The following is a 21311-nucleotide window of genomic DNA, read 5'->3' on the forward strand; positions in this document are numbered from 1 at the left end:
ATCGCGCGCGAACGCGCACCGACCCGCACGAGGAGCGTCATGTCCGCCATCGACCCGCAGGACCTGATCGAGCGCTACATCGGCGTCTGGAACGAACCCGACCCGGAGTTCCGCCGCAAGACCGTGCACGAGCTCTGGGCCGAGGACGGTGTGCATCTCCTGCGTCCCCCGGGGGAGATGCACGACAGGGCCGTGTCCCTCGGCTTCGGGACCGCCGTCCTGGAGGCACGGGGCCACGACGAGCTGCACGCGCGCGTGACGCGTGCCCACGAGGAGTTCGTGGCTCCCGGGACGTACGTCTTCCGGATCCGGGAGTCCGCCCGCCGGCTGAACGACGTGATCACGTTCCGCTGGGAGTCCTTCCACACCGGGGACGGACGGGTCACGGGTGGCGGACTGGAATTCCTCGTCCTGGACGAGGACGGCCGCATCAAGGCCGACTATCAGTTCGTCGACTGAGACGACGGCGACGGCCTTCACGAAGGCCACGACGGACGGCGGCCGAGGTCGGCCGGAGCGCCTCTCGCCGGGGCGCGCGGGGCCGGGCCCCGAGGGAGCCGCCGAGGAAGGCGTCAACTCCTGCCGGGCCCCTGACGAAAGGGCTGTGTAGGGTTGCCGCGTGGCGAGAGTGCGGTTGAGCGTGGCGGAGCGGCGTGAGGAGTTGCTGCGGGCCGCCGTCGAACAGATCGAGGCACGGGGCGTGGCGGCGGTACGGATCGCCGACGTGGCCTCGTCCCTCGGTGTGAGCAACGCGCTGGTGCTGTACCACTTCTCGACGAAGGAGAAGCTGGTCGCCGCCGCGTTCACCTACGCGGCGGAGGACGACCTCGCCCATCTGCGCAAGCTGCTCGGCCGCCGGACGACGGCACTGCGACGCCTGCGGACCGCCGTGCGCTGGTACGCCCCGACGGGGCAGGCGAAGGGCTGGCGCCTGTGGATCGAGGGCTGGGCGGTCGCCCTGCGTGAACCCGCGCTGCGCGAGGTCACCCGCGATCTCGACCGCCGGTGGAAGGCCGCGATGACCGAGGTGATCGCGGAGGGCGTGGCCGCGGGCGAGTTCCACTGCGCGGATCCCACGAGTGCCGCCCTCAGGCTCACGGCGCTGCTGGACGGACTGGCCGTCCAGATGACGGCGTACTCGGGAGCCGTGTCACGGGCACGGACCCAGGAGTGGGCGGACGAGGCCCTCGCCCGTGAACTCGGCCTGGAGCGCGAGGCGTTGATGGCGGCGGTGCGCTGACACGCGGGCCGGCCCGGTGGGCCCGCTGCGCGCCGCCTCGGCCCCTTTCGCGGTGCGCTCCGCGCCGCCTCAGTCCATGTCGTAGGCGACCGTGAGGACGATCGTGTCCCGGATCTCGCCGGGAGCGACCGGTACCCCTGATCCGCCCTGGCCGAAGGCCGTCGCGGCGAGGGGTACCGGGCGGGACGCCCCGCTGCCGCCCTCCGTGAGGGAGACCAGCCGGCGCGGACGGTGACCGCCGAGCCGGGCGTACTGGATTGCCTTGGTGTGCGCGTCCCGGTACGCGGCCATCCCAGCACCGTCGGCCGGGCCCCGCCCCGCGCCACTCCCGCGCTGTCATCTCACCGGTCGACGCCGGCCCGCCCCGGACGCCGGCGCGGGGCCCGGCTGCTCGGCCCGGCCGGGCCCCGTGCTGTCCGTGGTTCCGCCACCGGGTGGTCCCGTCTCAGGCCACCGACTCGATGCGCATCTTGATGTCGTCCGGTGACAGGGCCCCCTTGGCCGCCACGTGATCGCCCGAGGACTCCCCGCGCAACCGCCGTCCGATCCAGGGGACGAGATATTCGCGGGCCCACTGGATGTTGTCGCGGCGCATCTCGAGGGTGCCGCGCGGCGGGAGGGGCGGCCAGGGCTGGTCCGGGTCGGCGGGTACGTCGAGGCCGAGTACCTGTCCAGCACGGAGCGCCACCCGGGTATGGCCCTCGGGCGAGAGGTGCAGCCGGTCGCCGTCCCAGGCACGGCGGTCCTGGATCGTCTTGAGGGACCAGAGGTCGAGGACGGGACAGCCGTAGCGGTCCGCGATGGCCCGCACATGTCCGTTGTAGGTGGCGATCTTGCCGCGCAGATGCTTGAGCACGGGGACGCCACGGGTGTCGAAGCCGGTGGTCACCATGACGGTGCCGACGGCGGAGGTGAGGTCGGCGATCGCGCGCTCGAAGCGCTCCGCGACCTCGTCGGGGTCGGTGCCCGGGCGGATGATGTCGTTGCCGCCCGCGCAGAACGAGACCAGGTCGGGGCCGAGCTCCTTGGCCTTCAGGAGCTGGGACTCGACGATCTGGTCGAGCAGTTTGCCGCGCACGGCGAGATTGGTGTAATTGAAATCGCCTTCGGGTCGCCGGTCGGCGAGAAGTACCGCGAACCGGTCGGCCCAGCCGACGAACGCCCCGTCGGGCCCAGGGTCGCCGACGCCTTCGGTGAAGCTGTCCCCCACCGCCACGTACGACCCGATCACTGATCTGTCGTCACTCTTCGAATCGTCTGCCACATCGACCCATGATTCACCTTTCGATGTGAGCTACGCGACCGTAGGGAAGGGTTGACGGGCGGTGAGATAAGCCACTCGCCAAGCGTTGGTCAACTCTGGAATAAGGCTCATATCAAGGACGTTGAAGCAGCGATCACCCACGGGCGGGGGAATCACGGGAATCGCTCCATGGTGGTCGGGTGCTTCGCTCGACGGGTTTCAGCCGACTTCCGGGTCACGTGGCCCGTAAAGGGGACACCGAAGGCCGGACCCCGGGGATCGTGGGGTCCGGCCTTCGGTGTCGGTCCTGCCGTCAGGAGCAGGGGGTCGGGCGTCAGCCGACGGCGACACCGTGCGAGCGCAGGTACGCGACCGGGTCGACGTCGGAGCCGTAGTCGGGCGTGGTGCGGATCTCGAAGTGCAGGTGCGGTCCGGTGACGTTGCCGGTCGCGCCGGAGAGGCCGATCTGCTGTCCCGGGGTCACGGTCTGCCCCGCCGAGACGGACAGGGACGACATGTGGGCGTACTGGGAGTACTTGCCGTCGGCGTGCAGGATGACGACCTGGTTGCCGTAGGCGCCGCCCCAGCCCGCGGAGACGACGGTGCCCGCGGCGATGGACTTGATCGTGGTGCCGGTCGGGACCACGAAGTCCACGCCCGTGTGGTAGCCGCTGGACCACATGCTGCCCGCCACCTTGTAGCCGGTGCCGACGCTGCCGCCGTCGACCGGCAGGGTGTAGCCGGAACTGTTCTCGGCGGAGGCGGTGTTGGAGGCCGCGGTGTCGGTGGCCGGGGTCGCCTGGTCGGTCTTGGGGGCCGAGGCCGCCGTGCGGGTCGCCGCGTGAGTGGCCGCGTGGCCGGCGCCGGCGAAGGCCGCCTTCTTGCCGAGCGACAGCTTCAGACCGGGGTGGATCAGCGACGGGTCGCTGCCGATGGCCGAGCGGTTGTCGGAGTAGATCTTCTTCCAGCCGCCGGTGACGTTGTGCTCGTCGGCGATCTTCGAGAGGTAGTCGCCGGACCTCACCGCGTACGTCTTCGTCGTGGTGGTCCTCGCGGCGGCGGGCGCGGCGGTCGCGGCCTTCTCGACGTGCTGCGCGACGGCGGTGGCCGGGGTCGCGGCGTGGGCTCCCGTGGCTCCCATCAGGGGCAGCGCGAGTGCGGCGCCACCGGTTCCGGCCGCGGCGATCGAGCGGCTGAAACGGAGGGACTTGGGACGGCGGTGCTTACCCTTCGCGGGCATGACGATTTCCTCTCCGGCGCCTGCGGGGTGAGCTGTCGGGTGCGGGCTGGAGATGCCCGGCCACGCTGCTGCGCGGCTGTACCCCTAGCCTGTTCCGGAGACCGGACCAGGCGCGGAACCTGTGGGTCCCCCGCTCCTGCCGTGTACGGGTGAGTGTGCGGATTCCGGGCGGCGGCAGGATTGGGCGTCCGTCCGGATTGAGGCAGAACGTAAGCGAGACGAGAGCGCGTCGACAACCGTGTGCGCTTTCCGGGCGCTCACCTTTCTTGATCCATGCGGGAATTGCCGTCACCCTCTGTGGAATGACGATCTTTCGGGCCCCTCAAGGCGCCCGGAAATGCGGGGCGGTTGAGAAATCAGGACGGCAACGCATCGTCACGAATATGACGCTCCTCACGCGACTCGTCCCAGGGTGCTTTATTCCAGGGCCAGTTGGAATGAAGCCGCCAATTCGGACAGAACAGCCAGATGCGACGCGGACGGATATCCGTCACATCTGGATCCCTGTGTGGCCCGGCGCGCAAAAGGACCCGCGAAACGGCGCGCCAAAGTGCTGCAATCGGTGCAATTCGCCCCATTGGATCCACACGACAGGAAGAGGTGATCGACCTCTCGACGCATTCGGACAGGCGAACCCGTTGAGCAACATCATCACGGGGGTCTCGTCCGGGAGGCGGCGCCTGTGGACAGATCATTGCCTGAGGAACCCATGTCGTATCGTCGAGAGCGCGAGCCGGACACAACTGCCGACGAGCGACGCCGAATCCAGCCCGGCGGCGCCGGCGGCCCCATGAGAGGAGCCCCCCGTGACGCAGCAGGTCCCGTCGACCGAGCCCGAGCTCGGCGGAGTGCGCAACTTCCGCGACGTGGGGGGTCTGCCCACCGCGGACGGCCGACGAGTGCGCTACGGGCACCTGTTCCGCAGCGGCCACCTCGCGCACGCCACGGAGGACGACGCCGCGTTCCTCTCCTCCCTGGGACTCCACACGATCTTCGACTTCCGCAATGCCGCGGACCAGAAGCTGGAGGGCCCGGACGTCGAACTGCCGGGCGTACGGAACGTGAACCTTCCGCTGACCGACCCGGCGGACGGCGGCGCGTTCTGGAAGATGGTCCGCGACGGCGATCTCGACCAGCTCCGCGCGATCCTCGGCGACGGCAAGGCCGCGAACCGGATGATCAACTCGTATCGCACGATCATCAGGGAGCGCACGGCCGAGCACTCCCAGGTGCTGCACGCGCTGGCCGCGGACAGTGTGCCCGCGCTGATGCACTGCGCGGCCGGCAAGGACCGCGCCGGACTGTCCATCGCGATCACCCTGCTCGCCCTCGGCGTCGAGCGCGACGCGATCGTGGCCGACTACCTGGAGTCGAACGCCGCGCACCGCCGCTACAAGGTGCACCGCAGCAACACCTCGGCCGCCGCGTACTCCCCCGAGGTCATGGAACTGCTCAGCCCCCTGTTCGATGCCCGCGCCGAGTACCTGACGGCCGCGTTCGAGACGATCGAGGAGACCTGGGGCAGCGTCGACGACTACCTGGAGCAGGGACTGGGGATGACGCCGGAGCTGCGGGAGCGCCTGCGCGAGCGACTGCTGGACTGAGCCGGGCGCCCGGGTCTGCGGCGTCCACCGGTTCCCGTGGTTCCGCTGGAGCCGGTGGGATCAGTGGTTCTACTGCAATCACTGGCTCCAGTGGTTCCACCGGCTCCAGTGGTTCTACTGGTTCCGCTTCTACTGGTTCCGCGCGCCCAGCGTGAAGAGCAGATAGATGAAGGCCGCGAAGAGGTGGCCGACGGCGACGTAGATGATCAGCCGCACCCACAGGGCGCGCGGGAACTTGTCCTCCATGGACCGGCGGGGTTCCGTGGGTTCGGTCATGACGTCTCTCCCGAGGTGGGGTGGCCCGTCGCCGAGCCGAGGCACAGCGCGGCGACGGGGCTCTGCAGCAGGGTGTGTACGAAGAGGAGCTCGGCTCCGTCGCGGTCGGCGGCGGCGATGCGGTGCGGGGTCAGCGAGTCGAAATGGGCGCTGTCCCCCGGTGCGAGGATGTGCGCGGTGTCCCCGAGGCGCAGCCTGAGCCGCCCCTGCAGGACGTACAGCCACTCCTCGCCCGGGTGGACGCGCACGATGTCGCCCTGCGAGCCGTAGGGGACGTGTACGCGCAGCGCCTGCATACCGCGGCCCGCGGCACCGGCCTGCCAGTAGGTCCAGCCGCCCGCCGGGGCCGCTTCCATGTCGGCGGCCCTGACGATCGCGTCACGGTCGGGGACCGTCTCGCCGAGCACTTCGGAGACCGTCGTACCGTAGACGCGGGCGAGCGCGAGCAGCATCGGCAGCGAGGGCTGGCGCTGCCCGGTCTCCAGACGGGAGAGATGCGCGGGCGAGAGTCCGGCGGCGCGGGCGGCGGACTCCAGCGTGAGGTTGGCGCTGCGGCGCAGCGCCCGCAGCTGGGGCGCCACGGCGTGCAGCTCGGCGGACGGCTCTTCGACCGCCCCTGGATCGGCAGGGCTCATAGGACCATTGAGCCCGATGGTTGCCTCTGGGGCAATTTTCTTGCCCCAGAGGCAAAGCGGCTCGTAGGTCCTTCACCCGGCCCGAGAGGCCCGTATGTCCTTCACCCGGCCCGAAAGGGCGGGGCCTCAGGAGGGGGCGCGGCTCAGCGGTTGGCCACCGCCTGCTTGACCAGTGTCTTCCCGAAGTCCCACATCAGCCCGCCGCCGCTGTGCGCGTCCTCCATCACCGCGGTGAAGGCCTCCACGAACCGGTCGACGTCCCGCTCGTCGATGACCAGCGGCGGGATCAGCTTGATCACCTCCAGGTGGTCGCCGGAGACCTGGGTGAGGATGCGGTGCCGCTGGAGCAGCGGGACGACGACCATCTGCGCGAACAGGCCCTTGCGCGCGGCCTGCAGCATGGTCCAGCGGCCGCGGAGCTTGAGCGACGTGGGCCGGCCGAACTCGATGCCGATCATCAGACCCCTGCCGCGTACGTCGCTGAGCAGTTCGTACCGGTCGACCAGCGCGGCCAGCCGGGACTTCAGCTGTTCTCCGGTGATCCGCGCGTTGGCGACGATCTGCTCGTTCTCCATCACGGAGAGCACCGCGAGCCCCGCCGCCATGGCCTGCGCGTTGGAGCCGAAGCTCGCCGAGTGCACGAGGACCCGGTCCATGGAGGAGTAGACCTTCTTGAAGATCCAGTCCTTGCCGAGCGTCGCGCCGACGGGCACATAGCCTCCGGAGAGCGCCTTGGCCACGCACACCAGGTCCGGTTCGACGCCCTCCTCGTGCTGGTAGGCGTAGAAGTCGCCGGTCCGGCCGAGGCCGGTCTGCACCTCGTCCGCGATGAGCAGTGCCTTGTGCCGGTGGAGCAACTCCTGGGCGGCGCGCAGATATCCGGGCGGGGACTCGTGGACGCCCTTGCCCTGGATCGGCTCCACGATCAGGGCGGCGACATCGCCCTTCTTCAACTCCCTTGCCAGGGCGTCGAGATCGCCGAGCGGGACGGCCGTGTCGGGCAGCAGGGGCGCGAAGCCGTCGCGGAAGCCGTCCTCGCCGTTCACGGACAGCGAGCCGGTGGTCAGGCCGTGGAAGGCGTGCGAGCAGTACAGGATCCGCGGTCTGCCGGTGGCGTACCGGGCGAACTTCAGCGCGGTCTCGACCGCTTCCGTACCGCTGTTGCCGAAGAACACCCGGTCCAGGTGCGGGGAGTGGGTGAGCAGTCGCTCCGCGAGCAGGCCGGGCAACGGCTGGCAGTCGAAGCGGGTGAGGTCGGCGAGCGAGGCGTCGAGGACGTCGTGCAGTGCCTGCCGGACGACGGGGTGATGGCGGCCGAGGCCCATCACCCCGAACCCGGCGAGCATGTCCAGGTAGTCGTTGCCGTCGGCGTCCCAGAAGTGCGCGCCCTCGGCCCGCTCGTACACCTTGTCGAAGCCGATGGTGTGCAGCATGCGCGGGAGCTGGTGGTTCAGGTACTTGGTGTGCAGCTCGTAGCGCTCGGCTCCGCGCTCGGCCAGGAGCGCACCGAGGTCGAACTCCCCCTTCTTGGCAGGGTCGGTCATTCCTGTTTCTCCTTGGACGACTCATCCTCGGCCGGCCGGTCGGCGGCCGTCGACAGCTCGTACGCGGTCTTGGCCCGCTCGTCCCTGATCGCCAGGCCGGCGCCGATCCGTCCGGCGATCTCCACGGGCGTGAGCCCGATGTCGGCCAGCACCTCGGCCCGCTTGGCGTGCGCGAGGAACTGCTCCGGAATGCCGAACCGCCGTACGGGCACGTCGACTTCGGCGTCCCCGAGGGCCAGCGCGACCGCCGCGCCGACGCCCGAGGCCCGGCTGTTGTCCTCGACCACCGCGACGAGCCGGTGCTCGGCGGCGAGGTGGGGCAGCGCCGGGTCGACGGGCTTGACCCAGCGCGGGTCGACGACCGTGCAGCCGATGCCCCGGGACTCCAGCAGGTCGGCGGTCTGGAGGCAGACCGGCGCCATGACGCCCACCGCGACGAGCAGTACCTCGGGGCGCTCGCCCCGGTGCAGGACGTCGAGCCCGCCCACATGGTCGACCGCGGGGATCGCCGGACCCACCGACTCCTTCGGGAAGCGGATGAGGGTCGGCGCGTCGTCGACGGCGACCGCCTCCCTCAGTTGAGCCTTCAGCTGGTCGGCGTCGCGCGGCGCGGCGATCCTGAGGCCGGGCACGACCTGGAGGATCGACATGTCCCACATGCCGTTGTGCGAGGCGCCGTCGACGCCGGTGACCCCGGCCCGGTCGAGGACGAAGGTCACCCCGCAGCGGTGCAGCGCGACGTCCATGAGGAGCTGGTCGAAGGCCCGGTTGAGGAAGGTCGCGTACACGGCGACGACGGGATGCAGACCGCCGGTCGCGAGTCCGGCCGCGGACACCGTGGCGTGCTGCTCGGCGATGCCGACGTCCCACACCCGGTCGGGGAACCGCTCGGCGAACTTCCCGAGCCCCACCGGATGCAGCATGGCCGCCGTGATGGCCACGACGTCCGCGCGCTCCTCGCCGATCCTGACGATCTCCTCGCCGAACACGGAGGTCCAGGAAGGGCCGTTGGACGGTGCGAGGGGCTCGCAGGTGAGCGGGTCCATCACCCCGACGGTGTGGAAGTGGTCCTCCTCGTGGGCGAGCGCGGGTTCGTAGCCGCGGCCCTTCTCCGTCAGGCAGTGGACGAGCACGGGGCCGTGGAAGCGTTTCGCCCGGCGGAGCGCGGACTCCACGGCTCCCACGTCGTGGCCGTCGATCGGGCCGACGTACTTGAGTCCGAGGTCCTCGAACATGCCCTGCGGCGCGAAGGCGTCCTTGAAGCCCTTCTTCGCGCCGTGCAGGGACTCGTAGATCGTGTTGCCGACCAGGGGGGTGCGCAGCAGGACGTCCTTGCCCCAGGCGAGGATCTGCTCGTAGCTGTCGGTCGTCCGCAGGGTCGCGAGGTGGTTCGCGAGGCCGCCGATGGTCGGCGCGTACGAGCGTTCGTTGTCGTTGACGACGATGATCAGCGGCCGGTCCTTGGCGGCGGCGATGTTGTTCAGCGCCTCCCACGCCATGCCGCCGGTCAGCGCTCCGTCGCCGATGACCGCGACGACGTGCCCCTTCTCGCCCTGCACCTGGCGGGCCTTGGCGAGCCCGTCCGCCCAGCCGAGCGCCGTGGAGGCGTGGCTGTTCTCGATGACGTCGTGCTCGGACTCCTCGCGCGAGGGATAGCCGGACAGGCCGCCCTTGCTGCGCAGCTTGGAGAAGTCCTGACGCCCTGTCAGCAGCTTGTGTACGTAGCTCTGATGGCCGGTGTCCCACAGGATGCGGTCGACGGGCGACTCGAAGACCCGGTGGAGGGCGATGGACAGTTCCACCACTCCCAGGTTGGGTCCGAGGTGACCGCCGGTCCTGGCGACCGCGTGCACCAGGAACTCCCTCACCTCTTCGGCCAGTTCACCGATTTCCGCCTCGGACAGCGCCTTCAGGTCGCGTGGTCCCCGGATGTTCTCCAGAATCGTCACGTCGGGCCCCCTCTCGGTCCGTGCTGATCAGCTCACGGTGACGGCCGGTTCTCCGGACGCGACGCCGTCGTTCTCCATCTGCTCCGCGATCTTCATCGCCTCGTCGATGAGGGTCTCGACGATCTTCGACTCGGGGACGGTCTTGATGACCTCGCCCCTGACGAAGATCTGTCCCTTGCCGTTGCCGGAGGCGACCCCCAGGTCCGCCTCCCGCGCCTCGCCGGGACCGTTGACGACGCAGCCCATGACCGCGACGCGCAACGGGACCTCCATCCCCTCCAGACCGGCCGTGACCTCGTCGGCCAGCTTGTACACGTCGACCTGGGCACGCCCGCAGGACGGGCAGGAGACGATCTCCAGGCGCCGCTGCCGCAGCCCCAGCGACTCCAGGATCTGGATGCCGACCTTGCACTCCTCGGCGGGCGGCGCGCTCAGCGAGACCCTGATGGTGTCGCCGATGCCCTCACTGAGCAGCGCGCCGAACGCCACGGCCGACTTGATGGTCCCCTGGAACGCCGGACCGGCCTCGGTCACCCCGAGGTGCAGCGGGTAGTCGCACTGCGCGGCGAGCTGCCGGTAGGCGTTGACCATGACGACCGGGTCGTTGTGCTTGACCGAGATCTTGATGTCCCGGAACCCGTGCTCCTCGAAGAGCGACGCCTCCCACAGCGCCGACTCGACGAGTGCCTCGGGCGTCGCCCTGCCGTACTTCTCCAGCAGCCGCCGGTCGAGTGAGCCGGCGTTCACGCCGATCCGGATCGGGGTCCCGGCGTCCTTCGCGGCCCGCGCGATCTCCTTCACCTTGTCGTCGAACTGCTTGATGTTGCCGGGGTTCACGCGCACCGCCGCGCAGCCCGCCTCGATCGCCGCGAACACGTACTTCGGCTGGAAGTGGATGTCCGCGATCACCGGGATCTGCGACTTGCGCGCGATGGTCGCGAGCGCGTCCGCGTCGTCCTGCGTGGGGCAGGCGACACGGACGATCTGGCAGCCGGACGCGGTCAGTTCCGCGATCTGCTGGAGGGTGGCACCCACGTCCGACGTACGGGTCGTGGTCATCGACTGCACCGACACGGGCGCCCCGCCGCCCACCGCCACCGGTCCGACCTGGATGCGCCGCGAGACACGGCGCTCCGCGATCGGCCGGACCGGTACCTCGGGGAGGCCCAGGGAAACGGCGGTCATGAGGTCACCCGCGGCTTTCCGTGAAGGTCTCACGGGCCGCCCGGATCGACTCCTTGAGGGAGCCCATGGTGGCGAGGACGGCCGTCGGCTCGTAGCCGCAGTGCGCCATGCAGTTGGCACACCGGTCGTCCTTGCCGCGGCCGTAGGAGTCCCAGTCGGTCTCCTCCAGGAGCTGCTTGTACGTCTGCACGTACCCGTCGCTCATCAGATAGCAGGGCTTCTGCCAGCCGAAGAGCGAGTAGCTCGGGATCGCCCACGCGGTGCACGGGAAGTCGACCTTGCCCTCCAGGAAGTCCAGGAAGAGCGGGCTCTGGTTGAGCCGCCAGCGGCGCCGGTTGCCGCCCGCGAAGGCCTTCTTGAACAGTTCCCGGGTCTGCTGGACGCCGAGGAAGTGCTCCTGGTCGGGGGCCTTCTCGTAGGCGTAGGCGGGCGAGAGCATCATCTCGTCGACCTTCAGGTCGTCGTTGAGGTAGTTGAGCACCTCGATGATGGTCTGCGGGGTGTCGGTGTTGAAGAAGGTCGAGTTGGTGGTGACGCGGAAGCCGCGGCGCTTGGCCTCCTTGATGGCCTCGACGGCCTCGTCGAAGACGCCTTCCTTGGCGACGGACTCGTCGTGCCGCTCGCGCAGCCCGTCGATGTGCACGGCCCAGGCGAAGTACGGCGAGGGCGTGAACTTGTCCATCTTCTTGCGCATCAGCATCGCGTTGGTGCAGAGGAAGACGAACTTCTTCTTGGCCACCAACTGCCGCACGATCTCGTCGATCTGAGGGTGCATCAGCGGCTCGCCGCCGGCGATGGACACCATCGGCGCACCGGATTCGAGGACCGCGCCGACGGCCTGGGCGACCGGCATGCGCTGCTTGAGCACACCGGCGGGGTGCTGGATCTTGCCGCAGCCCTCACACGCGAGGTTGCAGGCGAAGAGCGGCTCCAACTCGACGAGCAGGGCGAACTTGTCCCGCTTCCTGAGCTTCTGTTCAAACAGGTATGCAGCGACCTTCATGGACTGCCGAAGCGGCATGGCCATACGGCTCACCTCCGAGGGAGCGACAAAGAACGGTGCCATTCGAAAAAAGCGGGAAGCACTGCACGAAGAACACGGAAAGCTGATATTCCACCGCGGACCGTGCCGATTCGGACGAGTTCATGTTCTGGAGCATCCACGACCACCCGTACGGCCGCAACGGGACGGATCCCCGAGCGGACCGCGCCGAGCAGGGTGGCCGCGGACTCCATGTCGACGGCGATGGCGCCGGTCGCGAGCAGGTCGGAGCGCTCGTGACCGCGGACGACGTGATCGGAGCCGGTGAGCGGCCCCGTGTGGACGGTGCGGCCGGGCAGGGCGCGCATGAGTTCCTTGACCAGGAGATCGGTGCCCACACACGGCGTGGTGCCGCCCGGGTCCCGGGTCTCCTCGGCGACGACCAGGTCACCGGGGTGCATGCCCGGGGCGAGCCCCGCGCAGAAACCGGTGGCCACTACGGCCGCCGCGGACAGCGCCGGGTCGGCGAGCACCCGGGTGACCGACCGGTCGGCGGCCTTGGGTCCCATGCCGGTGCGCAGCACGGTGACCGGCCCGCCGGCACCGCTCCGGTCGCCGCTGCGCAGGGCGAGGTGCTCGATGCCGAGCGCGCAGGCGATCAGCAGCGGTTCCGGTGCGGGCCGCCTGTCCATCAGCCCCCCTTCGCCGCGGAGAAGGGCTCTCCGTGGACGTAGCGGCCGAGTGCGGTGAGCGGGAAGACCTGCCGGTAGAGGTGGTAGTTGATCGAGAAGTCCCACGGGAAGCCGGTTCCCGTGAAGTACGGCTCGTCCCAGGAGCCGTCGGAAAGCTGGGTCTCGGCGAGCCAGACCACTGCGCGCTCCACGGCCTTGGATTCGGCCTCCCCGGCGGCCAGCAGGGCGAGCAGCGCCCAGCCGGTCTGGGAGGCGGTCGACTCGCCGCGTCCGCTCCAGCCGGGGATGTCCTCGTAGGAGCGCATGTCCTCGCCCCAGCCGCCGTCCTCGTTCTGCACGGTCTCCAGCCAGGCCACGGCCCGGCGGATCGCGGGGTGCGAGGCGGGCAGTCCCGCCGCGACGAGCGCCGGGACCACCGACCCTGTCCCGTATACGTAGTTGACGCCCCAGCGCCCGAACCAGGAACCGTTGGGCTCCTGGTGGGAGAGCAGCCACTCGATGCCCCGGCGGGTGCGCGGGTCGTGCGCGAGCCCCTCGACCGCCAGCATCTCCACCACGTGCGCGGTGACGTCGGCGGAGGGCGGGTCGATCACCTCGCCGAAGTCGCAGAACGGCAGCCGGTTGGGGAAGGCGCTGGTGTTGTCGACGTCGAACGCGCCCCAGCCGCCGTCCTTGGACTGCATGCCGAGATTCCAGCGGACCCCGCGTCCGATGGCGTTCTCGACGCGGTCCGGGTCGTGGTGCCGGACGCGGCGCAGTGCGAGGACGACCTCCGCGGTGTCGTCGATGTCGGGGTAGTTGTCGTTGTGGAACTCGAACGCCCAGCCGCCCGGCGGCAGTTGGGGCCGTTTGACGGACCAGTCGCCGGGCCTGACGATCTCCTCCCCGAGCATCCAGTCCACGGCCTTGACGAGCTGCGGGTGATCGGCGGGCACTCCCGCGTCGGCCAGCGCGATGGTCGCCAGACAGGTGTCCCACACCGGCGACTGGCAGGCCTCGATCATCCGGGCACCGTCGTCGCGCCATACGGCGAAACGGTTGAGCGAGGCCAGCCCCTCGCGCATCACCGGATGTTCGAGGTCGTAGCCGAGCAGATGCAGCGCGATGACCGAGTAGACGGCGGGCGGCTGGATGCCTCCCCAGCAACCGTCGTTCTCCTGGCGCTCGATGATCCAGCGGGCCGCCGTGTTCATCGCCGCTCGACGCAGGGCGCGCGGTGCGACCTTGCGGTACTGGTGCAGGACTTTGTCCAGGCGCTGGAAGGCGCCGTCCCAACTGGCCACGCGGGCAAGGGGTTTGACCGGATTGGGGTGACGGGGGTCGGCGTGCAGTTCGTCCAGCGGGAACGGCGCCGGCCGCACCGGACGCTTCGCCGACACGATGGTGAGCGGCACGATCGTCTGCCGCGCCCAGCAGCCGAAGTCGTAGATGTTGAGCGGCATCCACTTCGGGAAGTAGATGAGCTCCGGCGGCAGTTCGGGCAGGTCGTCCCACTTCCACCAGCCGAAGAGGGCGAGCCAGATCCGGGTGAAGACACGGGCCGCCGCGATGCCGCCGCGCTCGCGGATCCACGCGGAAGCCTTCGCCATGTGCGCCTCGTCGGGAGCGTCCCCGGCCAGCCGCAGGGCGACGTACGCCTCGATGGTGGTGGAGATCTCGCCCGGACCGCCGTAGAACGAGGCCCAGGTGCCGTCCTCGCGCTGCTCGCCGCGGATGAACAGCGCGGCGCCGCGGGTGGTCGGCTCGTCGCGGATTCCCAGGAACTGACGGAGAAGCAGATCCTCCGCGTCCATGGTGACGTTCGTCTCGAGGTCGCCCTTCCACCATCCCTGGGCGTCCTGCCGCGCCAGCAGGAAATCCGTGGCTCGCACCATGGCGCGCGTGGCGGCGTCTCGGGTCTCGACTGTCCCGGCCGCCTCGGGAGTGGTCTGATGCTGGGTTTCGCTGGCCGAGGCAGCGCGGGGCGGCAGGGCCCCGGTGCTTCCGTCGGTCGTCGCTGTCATGGCTTCCCCTTCGTGCAGTGGTACGTCTCTGCTGTGGGTCCGCCGTCGGCCGGTGCGTTCGTTCGGATGGATATCCCCCCGCTCGAACGAGGTTCGAAGCTTGGGAAAGAAGCACCGGCCGGCGACTACGCGAGGTTTATTCGACCGATAACGATCATCTCTTCCGTACGACTACGAAGTCGGCCAGCGCCACGAGCTGGGCCCGCACTTGTTCGGGCATCGGGACGGCGTCCAGCGCCTCGATGGCGATCGCGTGCTGGCGGCGCGCTTCCTGGGCGGTCCACTCGCGGCCGCCCGCCTCCTCGATGAGCGCGGCGCGGGCGGCGAACTCCTCCTCGGAGAAGTTCTCGAAGTCGCTGGCCTTGGCGTCCTCGGCGAGCAGGTCGCCGAGCCGCTCGGAGGCGGGTCCGCCCGCGGCGAGCGCGGCCACCACCGGCAGGGACTTCTTGCGCTGGCGCAGATCGCTCCAGGTCTGCTTCCCGGTGGCCTCCGGGTCGCCCCAGATGCCGAGGAGGTCGTCGACGGCCTGGAAGGCGAGGCCGAGGTGGTAGCCGTAGCGCTCCAGCGTGTCGGCGGTGAGGTCGTCGGCGCCGCCGAGGACGGCTCCGATGGAGCAGGCGCAGGCGAGCAGGGCACCGGTCTTGTTGCCCTCCATCTCCAGGCACTCCTCGACGCTGACGCGGTCGCGGTGCTCGTAGGAGATGTCCTGGGCCTGGCCGTCGATGAGGGCCCGGGTGGCGGTGGTCAGGCGCCGGGTGGCGCGGCCGGCCTCGACGGTGCCGAGCTCCAGCAGGACCTCGTTGGCCAGCGCGAACAGGGCGTCGCCGACCAGGATGGCCTGGGCGGGGCCGTGCACCTTCCAGACGGTGTCGCGATGGCGGCGCTGCTCGTCGCCGTCCATCAGGTCGTCGTGCAGCAGCGAGAAGTTGTGCACCAGCTCGACCGCGACCGCGCCGGGGACGCCCACCTCGGGGGCGGCGCCGGCCGCCTGCGCGGAGAGGACGGCGAGCGCGGGGCGCACCGCCTTGCCGCCGTCGCCGTCCGCGGGGTTGCCCTCGGCGTCGATCCAGCCGAAGTGGTAGGCGGCGACGGTGTCCATGGGCGCCGCCAGACGGTCGACGGCTGCCTTGAGCACCGGTGTGGCCAGGGTCCGGCCGCGCTCCAGGAGCGCGGTCACGTCCACCGCGTCGGCAGCCGTTTCGGCCGGGGGCACAGTGGGCACAATCTCTCCTCTTGTTGCGGTACCGGGGGTGCGGGGGCCTGCCAGGCTCCGGTCGAGCGTCATGCCGCCTCCTCGAAGAGTCCGAGGAGGTGATCGCGGGGCCGGCCCAGGGCGTCGAGCGCGGCGTCCGCCGCACCGACTCCACTGCGAACCGCACTCTCCATGGTCGCGGGCCACCCTGTGGCGGTCCACGCTCCGGCCAGGTACAGGCCGGGGGCCTTGGTACGGGCACCGGGCCGCAGCCGCCCGACGCCCGGGGCGGGGGCGAACGTCGCGGTGCGCTCCCGGGTCACGAAGAAGTCCTTCACTCCGGCGCCGCGGGCACCGGGCAGCAGTCGTTCCAGCTCCGGCAGATACCGCTCCCGGAGCACGGCGACGGGCTCGTCGATCTCGTCCCGCGCCGCCGACTGCGACAGCGCCAGGTACTGCCCCTCCCGGAGCCCGGACGCCTCGGTGCGGTCGAAGACCCACTGCACCGGGGAGCCGAGCGCCGCGAAGAACGGCGCGGCGAGGACCTTGCGGTCGTAGACGACGTGGACGTTGAGGATCGGCGCGGTGCCGATCTCCAGGAGCCGCTCGGGGGCGTCGAGCGCCCCCTCGGGCAGAAGACCGTGGGCCTCGCTCTGGGGGACGGCGAGCACGACCGTGTCGGCGTCGATGCGCTCACCGGGAACCTGAACGCTCCAACGCCCGTTTTCGTAGGGGGAGACGGAGGTGACGCGTGTACGGATCTCGGTACGCACGCCCGCGGAGTCGAGCGCCTTGCGGGCGAGGGTGTCGTGCAGTTCGCCCAGCGGGACGCGCGCCCAGCCGATGTCGGCCGCGCCCGGGTCGGACAGCAGACCCGTCTTGAACACCATCGCGGCGAGGCCGAGCGAGGAATCCTTGGCCACCGCGTTGAGGGTGGCGACCCCCACGAGGTCCCACAGTGCTTCGACGGCACGTTCCGACTGACCGTGCTTGGCGAGCCAGTCGCCGAAGTTCTGCGCGTCGAGTGCCGGATCCGTGAGATCCAGGCCCTTGAGCGCGAGCGCGGCACGGCCGACTCTGGCGCGTTCGGCGAGCGACAGATGCTGATACGTCGCGAGGCTGCGCGCCAGATGCAGCGGCACGGGCAGAGCGCTGCGGCCGATTCTGCCGAGCCGTCGTCCGGGAGGTGCCTCCAGGTCGAGAACGGGCACGTCGAGACGATCCTGCAGGGGCGCGAGCGAGGTCGCGTCGACGCGATCGAGGAACCAGCGGTACGCGGTGCAGCAGCGCAAGAAGACATGCTGTCCGTTGTCCACGGTGAGTTCGCCGCGCTGGAAGGAGAACGCGAGACCGCCGAGGCGCGGCCGGCCTTCGAGCAGCGTGACCCGCAGCCCGGCGTCGGCCAGCGCGAGCGCGGCGGTGATCCCGGCGAGCCCGCCGCCGATCACCACGGCAGCGGCCCGGCCGGAGTCGTCCGTGGACTCGACCTCGTTCATCGCGCACCCTCCCCCGCGGCCGCGCCGTGATGGTTGAACGGTGCACGGCAGGCCGTCGCAGTCAGGGACGCCGCCCGGCGCCGGAGGGTTGCGTGCCGCTTTTCGTCGAGGGAATCACGTTGGCCCATTTTGTCCATCAGGCACGCCTCCGGACCGTACGGCGGGAGACGTGCCGGGCGTCGAGACCGGAGAGGCCGCGCACGGCGACGTACGCCTTCTCGCGCCCCGGCAACGACACCCTGCCGCGCAGCACGGCCTCGGGCTCGCGCTCGATGCGGTCCAGGAGCCGCCGGTAGATGCCCGCCATGGCCGCGACACAGGCGCCGCTGCGCCGGTCCAGCATGGGCAGCAGCCGGTAGCCCTCGGCGAACAGCGCACGCGCCCGGCGCACCTCGAAGTGCACGAGGCCAGCGAAGTCGGAGCCCGGCGGTGGGGTCGGCCCGTTGAACCCGGCCGAGCAGCCGAACTTGGCCAGGTCGTCGGCGGGCAGATAGGTGCGCCCGCCCTCGGCGTCCTCCCGGACGTCCCGCAGGATGTTGGTGAGCTGGAGCGCGAGCCCGAGCGTGTCCGCGTACTCCGGCGCGCGCTCGGCGCCACGCGCTCCCGGTTCGGTACCGAAGACCCCGAGCGAGAGCCTCCCGATCGCCCCGGCCACGCACCGGCAGTAGACCTTCAGGTCGTCCCAGGTCTCGTACGTCTCACCGCGTACGTCCATCAGCACGCCGTCGATGAGCTCGTCCAGGCCCCCGAGGGGTACCGGGAAGTACTCGGCGGTGTGGCTGAGGGCGACCGCGACCGGGTCGGTGTCGTCCTCGGCGACGGCGCCCGCGCGGACACGGGCGAGCAGCGCCCGGGTCTCCTCCAGGCGTACCGCCTTCACGTCCGGTGCCAGCGTGCCGTCGCCGATGTCGTCGACGCGCCGCGAGAACGCGTAGAGCGCCGACATGGCACGGCGCTTGGGCGTCGGCAGAAGCCTGATGCCGTACGCGAAATTGCGGGCCTGCTGGCCGGTCACCGCCTCGCAATAGCTGTACGCGGCGAGTACCGGTGCGGACACGTGCTGTTCCGACTCCACGGTCCGGATCACCCCTTTCCTCGCAGAGTCACTCCCACCTCGCGCAGCAACTGGAGCTTGCCGGGCTTGGGCGGGCCGGGAAGTACGTCGTATTCGGCGGCGGCGATCGCACGGATCGCCGCCCTTCCCCCCGCAACGAACCCCGCGAGCAGCAGTTTCAGCCTGCCGTGGACGCTACCCACGAGGGGGGTGCCTTCATTCAGGAGGTTCATGGCGCGTTCTGCTTCGTATGCAACCAGTGCTCGCACCGATGCGCCTGCTGTGGGGACGGCAAGATCCGCTTCGACGACATGAAAGCGCTTCATGTCCTCGGCGGGCAGGTAGACGCGGTCGCGGCCGAGGTCCTCGGCGACGTCCTGGAGGTGCTCGACGATCTGCAGCGCCGTGCACACCGCGTCCGAGTCGCGGACCCGTTCCGGCGTGGACGTTCCGGTGACGGAGAGGACCAGGCGGCCGACGGGGTTCGCGGACAGTTCGCAGTAGGCCAGCAGGTCGTCGTAGGTCTCGTACCGCTTGACGAGCTGGTCCTGGCGGTTGGCCGCGATCAGGCCGAGAAAGGGCTCGGGAGTCAGGCCCGCGCGGCGGACCGTGGGCTGGAGCCGGCGCAGCAGGGGATGGCGCGGGGTCGAGTCGAACACCCGGTGAAGATCGGCTTCGAAGGCGTCGAGCAGGACCATGCGGTCGTCGGCCTCCACGGCCGACACGCCGAGAAGACGGGCGTCGGCACCGCCGGGGGCGAGATCGCCGTCTCCGATGTCGTCGACGAGGCGGGCGAAGCCGTACACGGCCATCAGGTCGTCGCGCCAGGCCCTGGGCAGGAAGAAGGGGGCCACGGGAAAGTTCTCGTCCGCGGCTTTGTCGAGGGTGCCGCGCTCCGGATCGTCGGTGCGGGCCGTCCCGGCTTGGGTCACCGCTCGCCGCCCGGCGCGAGGACGGCACACGCATCGCGGAGCTGGAGAGTCACCGTAGCCATTGCCGTCACATCTCCCGTTCTACACTGCCGACCCAACACTGCCCATTTCGGACACGCCGCCCGAAGATCCGCTCAGCGTGACGGTGCCGGGTGTCGCGTATTATCGCCCTACTTGACGCGATTCAGCACCGGTACAGCTTACGTTGTACAACGCGGCACACTCCGCCGGGGTGTCCTGCACATCACAACAACACACCGATTGGCGTCAAGATTCCTCGTGCCGACGGGAGTTGGCGTCTCCCTTGCAGACGCAGGGTCCCGCCGGAGAGTTCCGGCGGGACCCTGGGCGAAACGGGCTACTTGCCCGAGAACTTCTCGTACTCCCTGAGGACGTCCTCGGTCGGCCCGTCCATGCGCAGCTCGCCGCGTTCCAGCCACAGCACGCGGTCGCAGGTGTCGCGGATCGACTTGTTGTTGTGACTGACCAGAAACACCGTGCCCGCGCTCTTGCGGAGCTCGCGGATCCGCGCCTCGGACCGCTTCTGGAACGAGCGGTCACCGGTCGCCAGGGCCTCGTCGATCATCAGGACGTCGTGGTCCTTGGCCGCCGCGATGGAGAAGCGCAGCCGGGCCGCCATGCCGGACGAATAGGTCCGCATCGGCAGGGTGATGAAGTCGCCCTTCTCGTTGATGCCCGAGAAGTCGACGATCTCCTGGTAGCGCTCCCTGACCTGCTCGCGGGACATGCCCATCGCGAGACCGCCCAGAATGACGTTCCGCTCGCCGGTGAGGTCGTTCATCAGGGCCGCGTTCACCCCGAGCAGCGAGGGCTGGCCGTCGGTGAAGACCGTGCCCTTCTCCGCGGGGAGCAGACCGGCGATGGCCCGCAGGAGCGTGGACTTGCCGGAGCCGTTGGAGCCGATCAGGCCGATGGCCTCGCCCCGGTACGCCGTGAAGGAGACGCCCCTGACGGCGTGCACCTTGCGCACACCGCGCTCCTCGCCACGGTTGAGGATGCGGCTGAGTGCGGCGGTGGCGCCGCCCTTGCCGGTCCTGGCGCCGTTCACGCGGTAGACGATGTGCAGCTCGTCCGCGATCACGGTCGGGATGCGCGACCTCTTCCCGGGCTCAGCCACGGCCGTACCTCTCCTCGGCCTTCCAGAAGTACACGAAACCGCCGACGGCCGTGACCACGGCCCAGAAGACGGCGAGGGCCCACACGTGCTGGGGCAGGTGGGCGGAGCCGTAGCCGTCGATGAGCGCGTAGCGCACCAGGTCCATGTAGACGGCGGCCGGGTTCGCCTGGAGCACCCGGATGATCCACTCGGGGCGGCCGACGAGCACCGCGCTGATGGAGAACATGACGCCGGAGGCGTACATCCAGGTGCGCAGGATGAACGGCATCAGCTGGGCGAGGTCGGGCGTCCCGCTGCCCATCCGCGCGACGATCAGCGCGAGGCCCGTGTTGAACAGGAATTGAAGGAACAGCGCCGGGATGATCAGCAGCCAGGACAGGCTCGGATAGCTCCCGAAGGCGATGACCACGAGGAACAGCACGATCATCGAGAAGAGCAGCTGCTGGAGCTGCTGCAGGGCGAACGAGATGGGCAGCGAGGCGCGCGGGAAGTGCAGCGCGCGCACCAGCCCGAGGTTGCCAGAGATCGCCCGGACACCCGCCATGACCGAGTTCTGCGTGAAGGTGAAGACGAACACGCCGGTCACCAGGAACGGGATGTACACGTCGTGCGGCATGCCTCGGCCGGCCTTCAGGATCAGGCCGAAGATCAGGTAGTAGACGAACGCGTTGAGCAGCGGCGTCGCCACCTGCCAGAGCTGGCCCAGCTTGGCCTGGCTGTACTGCGCGGTGAGCTTGGCGGTCGCGAAGGCGGTGATGAAGTGCCGCCGGCCCCAGAGCTGACGGACGTACTCGACCAGACCGGGCCGGGCACCGCTGACCGCGAGCCCGTACCTGGCGGCCATTTCGGCCGCGGTCAGCCCGTCGTCGGGGGACGGCAGATCGCTCACCGCGACTCCGCCGTCAG

Annotated in this window: 21 protein-coding genes and 1 riboswitch; of the genes, 3 read left to right on the forward strand and 18 right to left on the reverse strand. The window is 70.0% G+C overall.

Translation table 11 applies throughout. The features are described from left to right. The first annotated feature begins 39 nt into the window (after nucleotides 1-39). Together ACIQRL_RS27950 and ACIQRL_RS27955 are read left to right on the forward strand one after the other, a co-directional pair. On the forward strand, nucleotides 40-459 hold the full coding sequence (locus ACIQRL_RS27950) for a hypothetical protein (RefSeq protein ID WP_401336729.1): 420 nt from the start codon (nucleotides 40-42) through the stop codon (nucleotides 457-459). A 160-nt stretch (nucleotides 460-619) separates the two neighbouring features. Then, nucleotides 620-1240 carry a TetR/AcrR family transcriptional regulator gene (locus ACIQRL_RS27955; protein WP_401336731.1) on the forward strand — a complete coding sequence of 207 codons (621 nt, stop codon included), beginning with the start codon at nucleotides 620-622 and terminating at the stop codon, nucleotides 1238-1240. 69 nt (nucleotides 1241-1309) lie between these two features. On the opposite strand, the gene ACIQRL_RS27960 is transcribed toward ACIQRL_RS27955, so the two are convergent. The 3 genes from ACIQRL_RS27960 to ACIQRL_RS27970 form a co-directional block, all read right to left on the reverse strand. Then, complete coding sequence (locus ACIQRL_RS27960) at nucleotides 1310-1531, reverse strand: SIMPL domain-containing protein (RefSeq protein WP_401336733.1); 222 nt, start codon at nucleotides 1529-1531, stop codon at nucleotides 1310-1312. A gap of 154 nt (nucleotides 1532-1685) precedes the next feature. Then, the gene (locus tag ACIQRL_RS27965; RefSeq protein WP_401337033.1) at nucleotides 1686-2471 is read right to left on the reverse strand and encodes an SGNH/GDSL hydrolase family protein; all 786 of its coding nucleotides are present in this window, start codon (nucleotides 2469-2471) and stop codon (nucleotides 1686-1688) included. A gap of 346 nt (nucleotides 2472-2817) precedes the next feature. Beyond that, complete coding sequence (locus tag ACIQRL_RS27970; RefSeq protein WP_401336734.1) at nucleotides 2818-3723, reverse strand: LysM peptidoglycan-binding domain-containing M23 family metallopeptidase; 906 nt, start codon at nucleotides 3721-3723, stop codon at nucleotides 2818-2820. A 4-nt stretch (nucleotides 3724-3727) separates the two neighbouring features. Next, nucleotides 3728-3885: riboswitch (cyclic di-AMP (ydaO/yuaA leader) on the reverse strand. Between the two features lie 644 nt (nucleotides 3886-4529). Here ACIQRL_RS27970 and ACIQRL_RS27975 point away from each other — a divergent pair. Next, nucleotides 4530-5327: a tyrosine-protein phosphatase gene (locus ACIQRL_RS27975; protein WP_401336736.1), complete on the forward strand. Its 798-nt coding sequence runs from the start codon at nucleotides 4530-4532 to the stop codon at nucleotides 5325-5327. Between the two features lie 129 nt (nucleotides 5328-5456). Here the strand turns inward: ACIQRL_RS27975 and ACIQRL_RS27980 are convergent, their stop codons facing one another. The 15 genes from ACIQRL_RS27980 to ACIQRL_RS28050 all read right to left on the reverse strand — a co-directional run bounded on the left by ACIQRL_RS27980 (nucleotide 5457) and on the right by ACIQRL_RS28050 (nucleotide 21294). Continuing rightward, nucleotides 5457-5573 (reverse strand): DUF6126 family protein, encoded by a 117-nt coding sequence (locus tag ACIQRL_RS27980; protein ID WP_401337035.1) that lies wholly within the window; start codon nucleotides 5571-5573, stop codon nucleotides 5457-5459. Nucleotides 5574-5599: 26 nt separating this feature from the next. Beyond that, nucleotides 5600-6238, reverse strand: a complete 639-nt coding sequence (locus ACIQRL_RS27985) for a helix-turn-helix domain-containing protein (RefSeq protein ID WP_401336738.1) — start codon at nucleotides 6236-6238, stop codon at nucleotides 5600-5602. A 143-nt stretch (nucleotides 6239-6381) separates the two neighbouring features. Continuing rightward, the gene (locus tag ACIQRL_RS27990) at nucleotides 6382-7782 is read right to left on the reverse strand and encodes an aspartate aminotransferase family protein (protein ID WP_401336739.1); all 1401 of its coding nucleotides are present in this window, start codon (nucleotides 7780-7782) and stop codon (nucleotides 6382-6384) included. Next, nucleotides 7779-9731, reverse strand: coding sequence for a 1-deoxy-D-xylulose-5-phosphate synthase (dxs, locus tag ACIQRL_RS27995; protein WP_401336741.1), 1953 nt, complete (start codon nucleotides 9729-9731; stop codon nucleotides 7779-7781). Before dxs ends, ACIQRL_RS27990 begins: the two co-directional genes overlap by 4 nt. A 27-nt stretch (nucleotides 9732-9758) precedes the next feature. Next, nucleotides 9759-10916, reverse strand: a complete 1158-nt coding sequence (ispG, locus tag ACIQRL_RS28000; protein WP_401336742.1) for a flavodoxin-dependent (E)-4-hydroxy-3-methylbut-2-enyl-diphosphate synthase — start codon at nucleotides 10914-10916, stop codon at nucleotides 9759-9761. Nucleotides 10917-10920: 4 nt separating this feature from the next. Next, on the reverse strand, nucleotides 10921-11943 hold the full coding sequence (hpnH, locus tag ACIQRL_RS28005) for an adenosyl-hopene transferase HpnH (RefSeq protein ID WP_401336743.1): 1023 nt from the start codon (nucleotides 11941-11943) through the stop codon (nucleotides 10921-10923). A 5-nt stretch (nucleotides 11944-11948) separates the two neighbouring features. Further along, nucleotides 11949-12590 carry a 1-hydroxy-2-methyl-2-butenyl 4-diphosphate reductase gene (locus ACIQRL_RS28010; protein ID WP_401336745.1) on the reverse strand — a complete coding sequence of 214 codons (642 nt, stop codon included), beginning with the start codon at nucleotides 12588-12590 and terminating at the stop codon, nucleotides 11949-11951. After that, the gene (gene shc / locus ACIQRL_RS28015) at nucleotides 12590-14593 is read right to left on the reverse strand and encodes a squalene--hopene cyclase (RefSeq protein ID WP_401336746.1); all 2004 of its coding nucleotides are present in this window, start codon (nucleotides 14591-14593) and stop codon (nucleotides 12590-12592) included. Before shc ends, ACIQRL_RS28010 begins: the two co-directional genes overlap by 1 nt. Nucleotides 14594-14747: 154 nt before the next feature. Beyond that, nucleotides 14748-15878 carry a polyprenyl synthetase family protein gene (locus ACIQRL_RS28020; protein ID WP_401336748.1) on the reverse strand — a complete coding sequence of 377 codons (1131 nt, stop codon included), beginning with the start codon at nucleotides 15876-15878 and terminating at the stop codon, nucleotides 14748-14750. After that, a complete protein-coding gene (gene hpnE / locus ACIQRL_RS28025) occupies nucleotides 15875-17281 on the reverse strand; it encodes a hydroxysqualene dehydroxylase HpnE (RefSeq protein ID WP_401336750.1) in 1407 nt (468 codons plus the stop codon). The genes ACIQRL_RS28020 and hpnE overlap by 4 nt, the downstream gene beginning before the upstream one ends. Then, entirely contained in the window at nucleotides 17278-17418 is a 141-nt protein-coding gene (locus tag ACIQRL_RS28030) for a DUF6380 family protein (protein ID WP_401336752.1), read from the reverse strand. Before ACIQRL_RS28030 ends, hpnE begins: the two co-directional genes overlap by 4 nt. Continuing rightward, nucleotides 17418-18368: a presqualene diphosphate synthase HpnD gene (gene hpnD, locus ACIQRL_RS28035; RefSeq protein WP_401336754.1), complete on the reverse strand. Its 951-nt coding sequence runs from the start codon at nucleotides 18366-18368 to the stop codon at nucleotides 17418-17420. The genes ACIQRL_RS28030 and hpnD overlap by 1 nt, the downstream gene beginning before the upstream one ends. Further along, nucleotides 18365-19267 carry a squalene synthase HpnC gene (hpnC, locus tag ACIQRL_RS28040; RefSeq protein ID WP_401336756.1) on the reverse strand — a complete coding sequence of 301 codons (903 nt, stop codon included), beginning with the start codon at nucleotides 19265-19267 and terminating at the stop codon, nucleotides 18365-18367. The genes hpnD and hpnC overlap by 4 nt, the downstream gene beginning before the upstream one ends. Nucleotides 19268-19625: 358 nt before the next feature. After that, nucleotides 19626-20405: an ABC transporter ATP-binding protein gene (locus tag ACIQRL_RS28045; RefSeq protein ID WP_401336757.1), complete on the reverse strand. Its 780-nt coding sequence runs from the start codon at nucleotides 20403-20405 to the stop codon at nucleotides 19626-19628. Next, the gene (locus tag ACIQRL_RS28050; protein WP_401337037.1) at nucleotides 20398-21294 is read right to left on the reverse strand and encodes an ABC transporter permease; all 897 of its coding nucleotides are present in this window, start codon (nucleotides 21292-21294) and stop codon (nucleotides 20398-20400) included. The genes ACIQRL_RS28045 and ACIQRL_RS28050 overlap by 8 nt, the downstream gene beginning before the upstream one ends. Between the last annotated feature and the right edge of the window lie 17 nt (nucleotides 21295-21311).

Origin of the sequence: Streptomyces sp. NPDC091209 (genome assembly GCF_044757755.1) — a bacterium.
Lineage (GTDB): Bacteria > Actinomycetota > Actinomycetes > Streptomycetales > Streptomycetaceae > Streptomyces.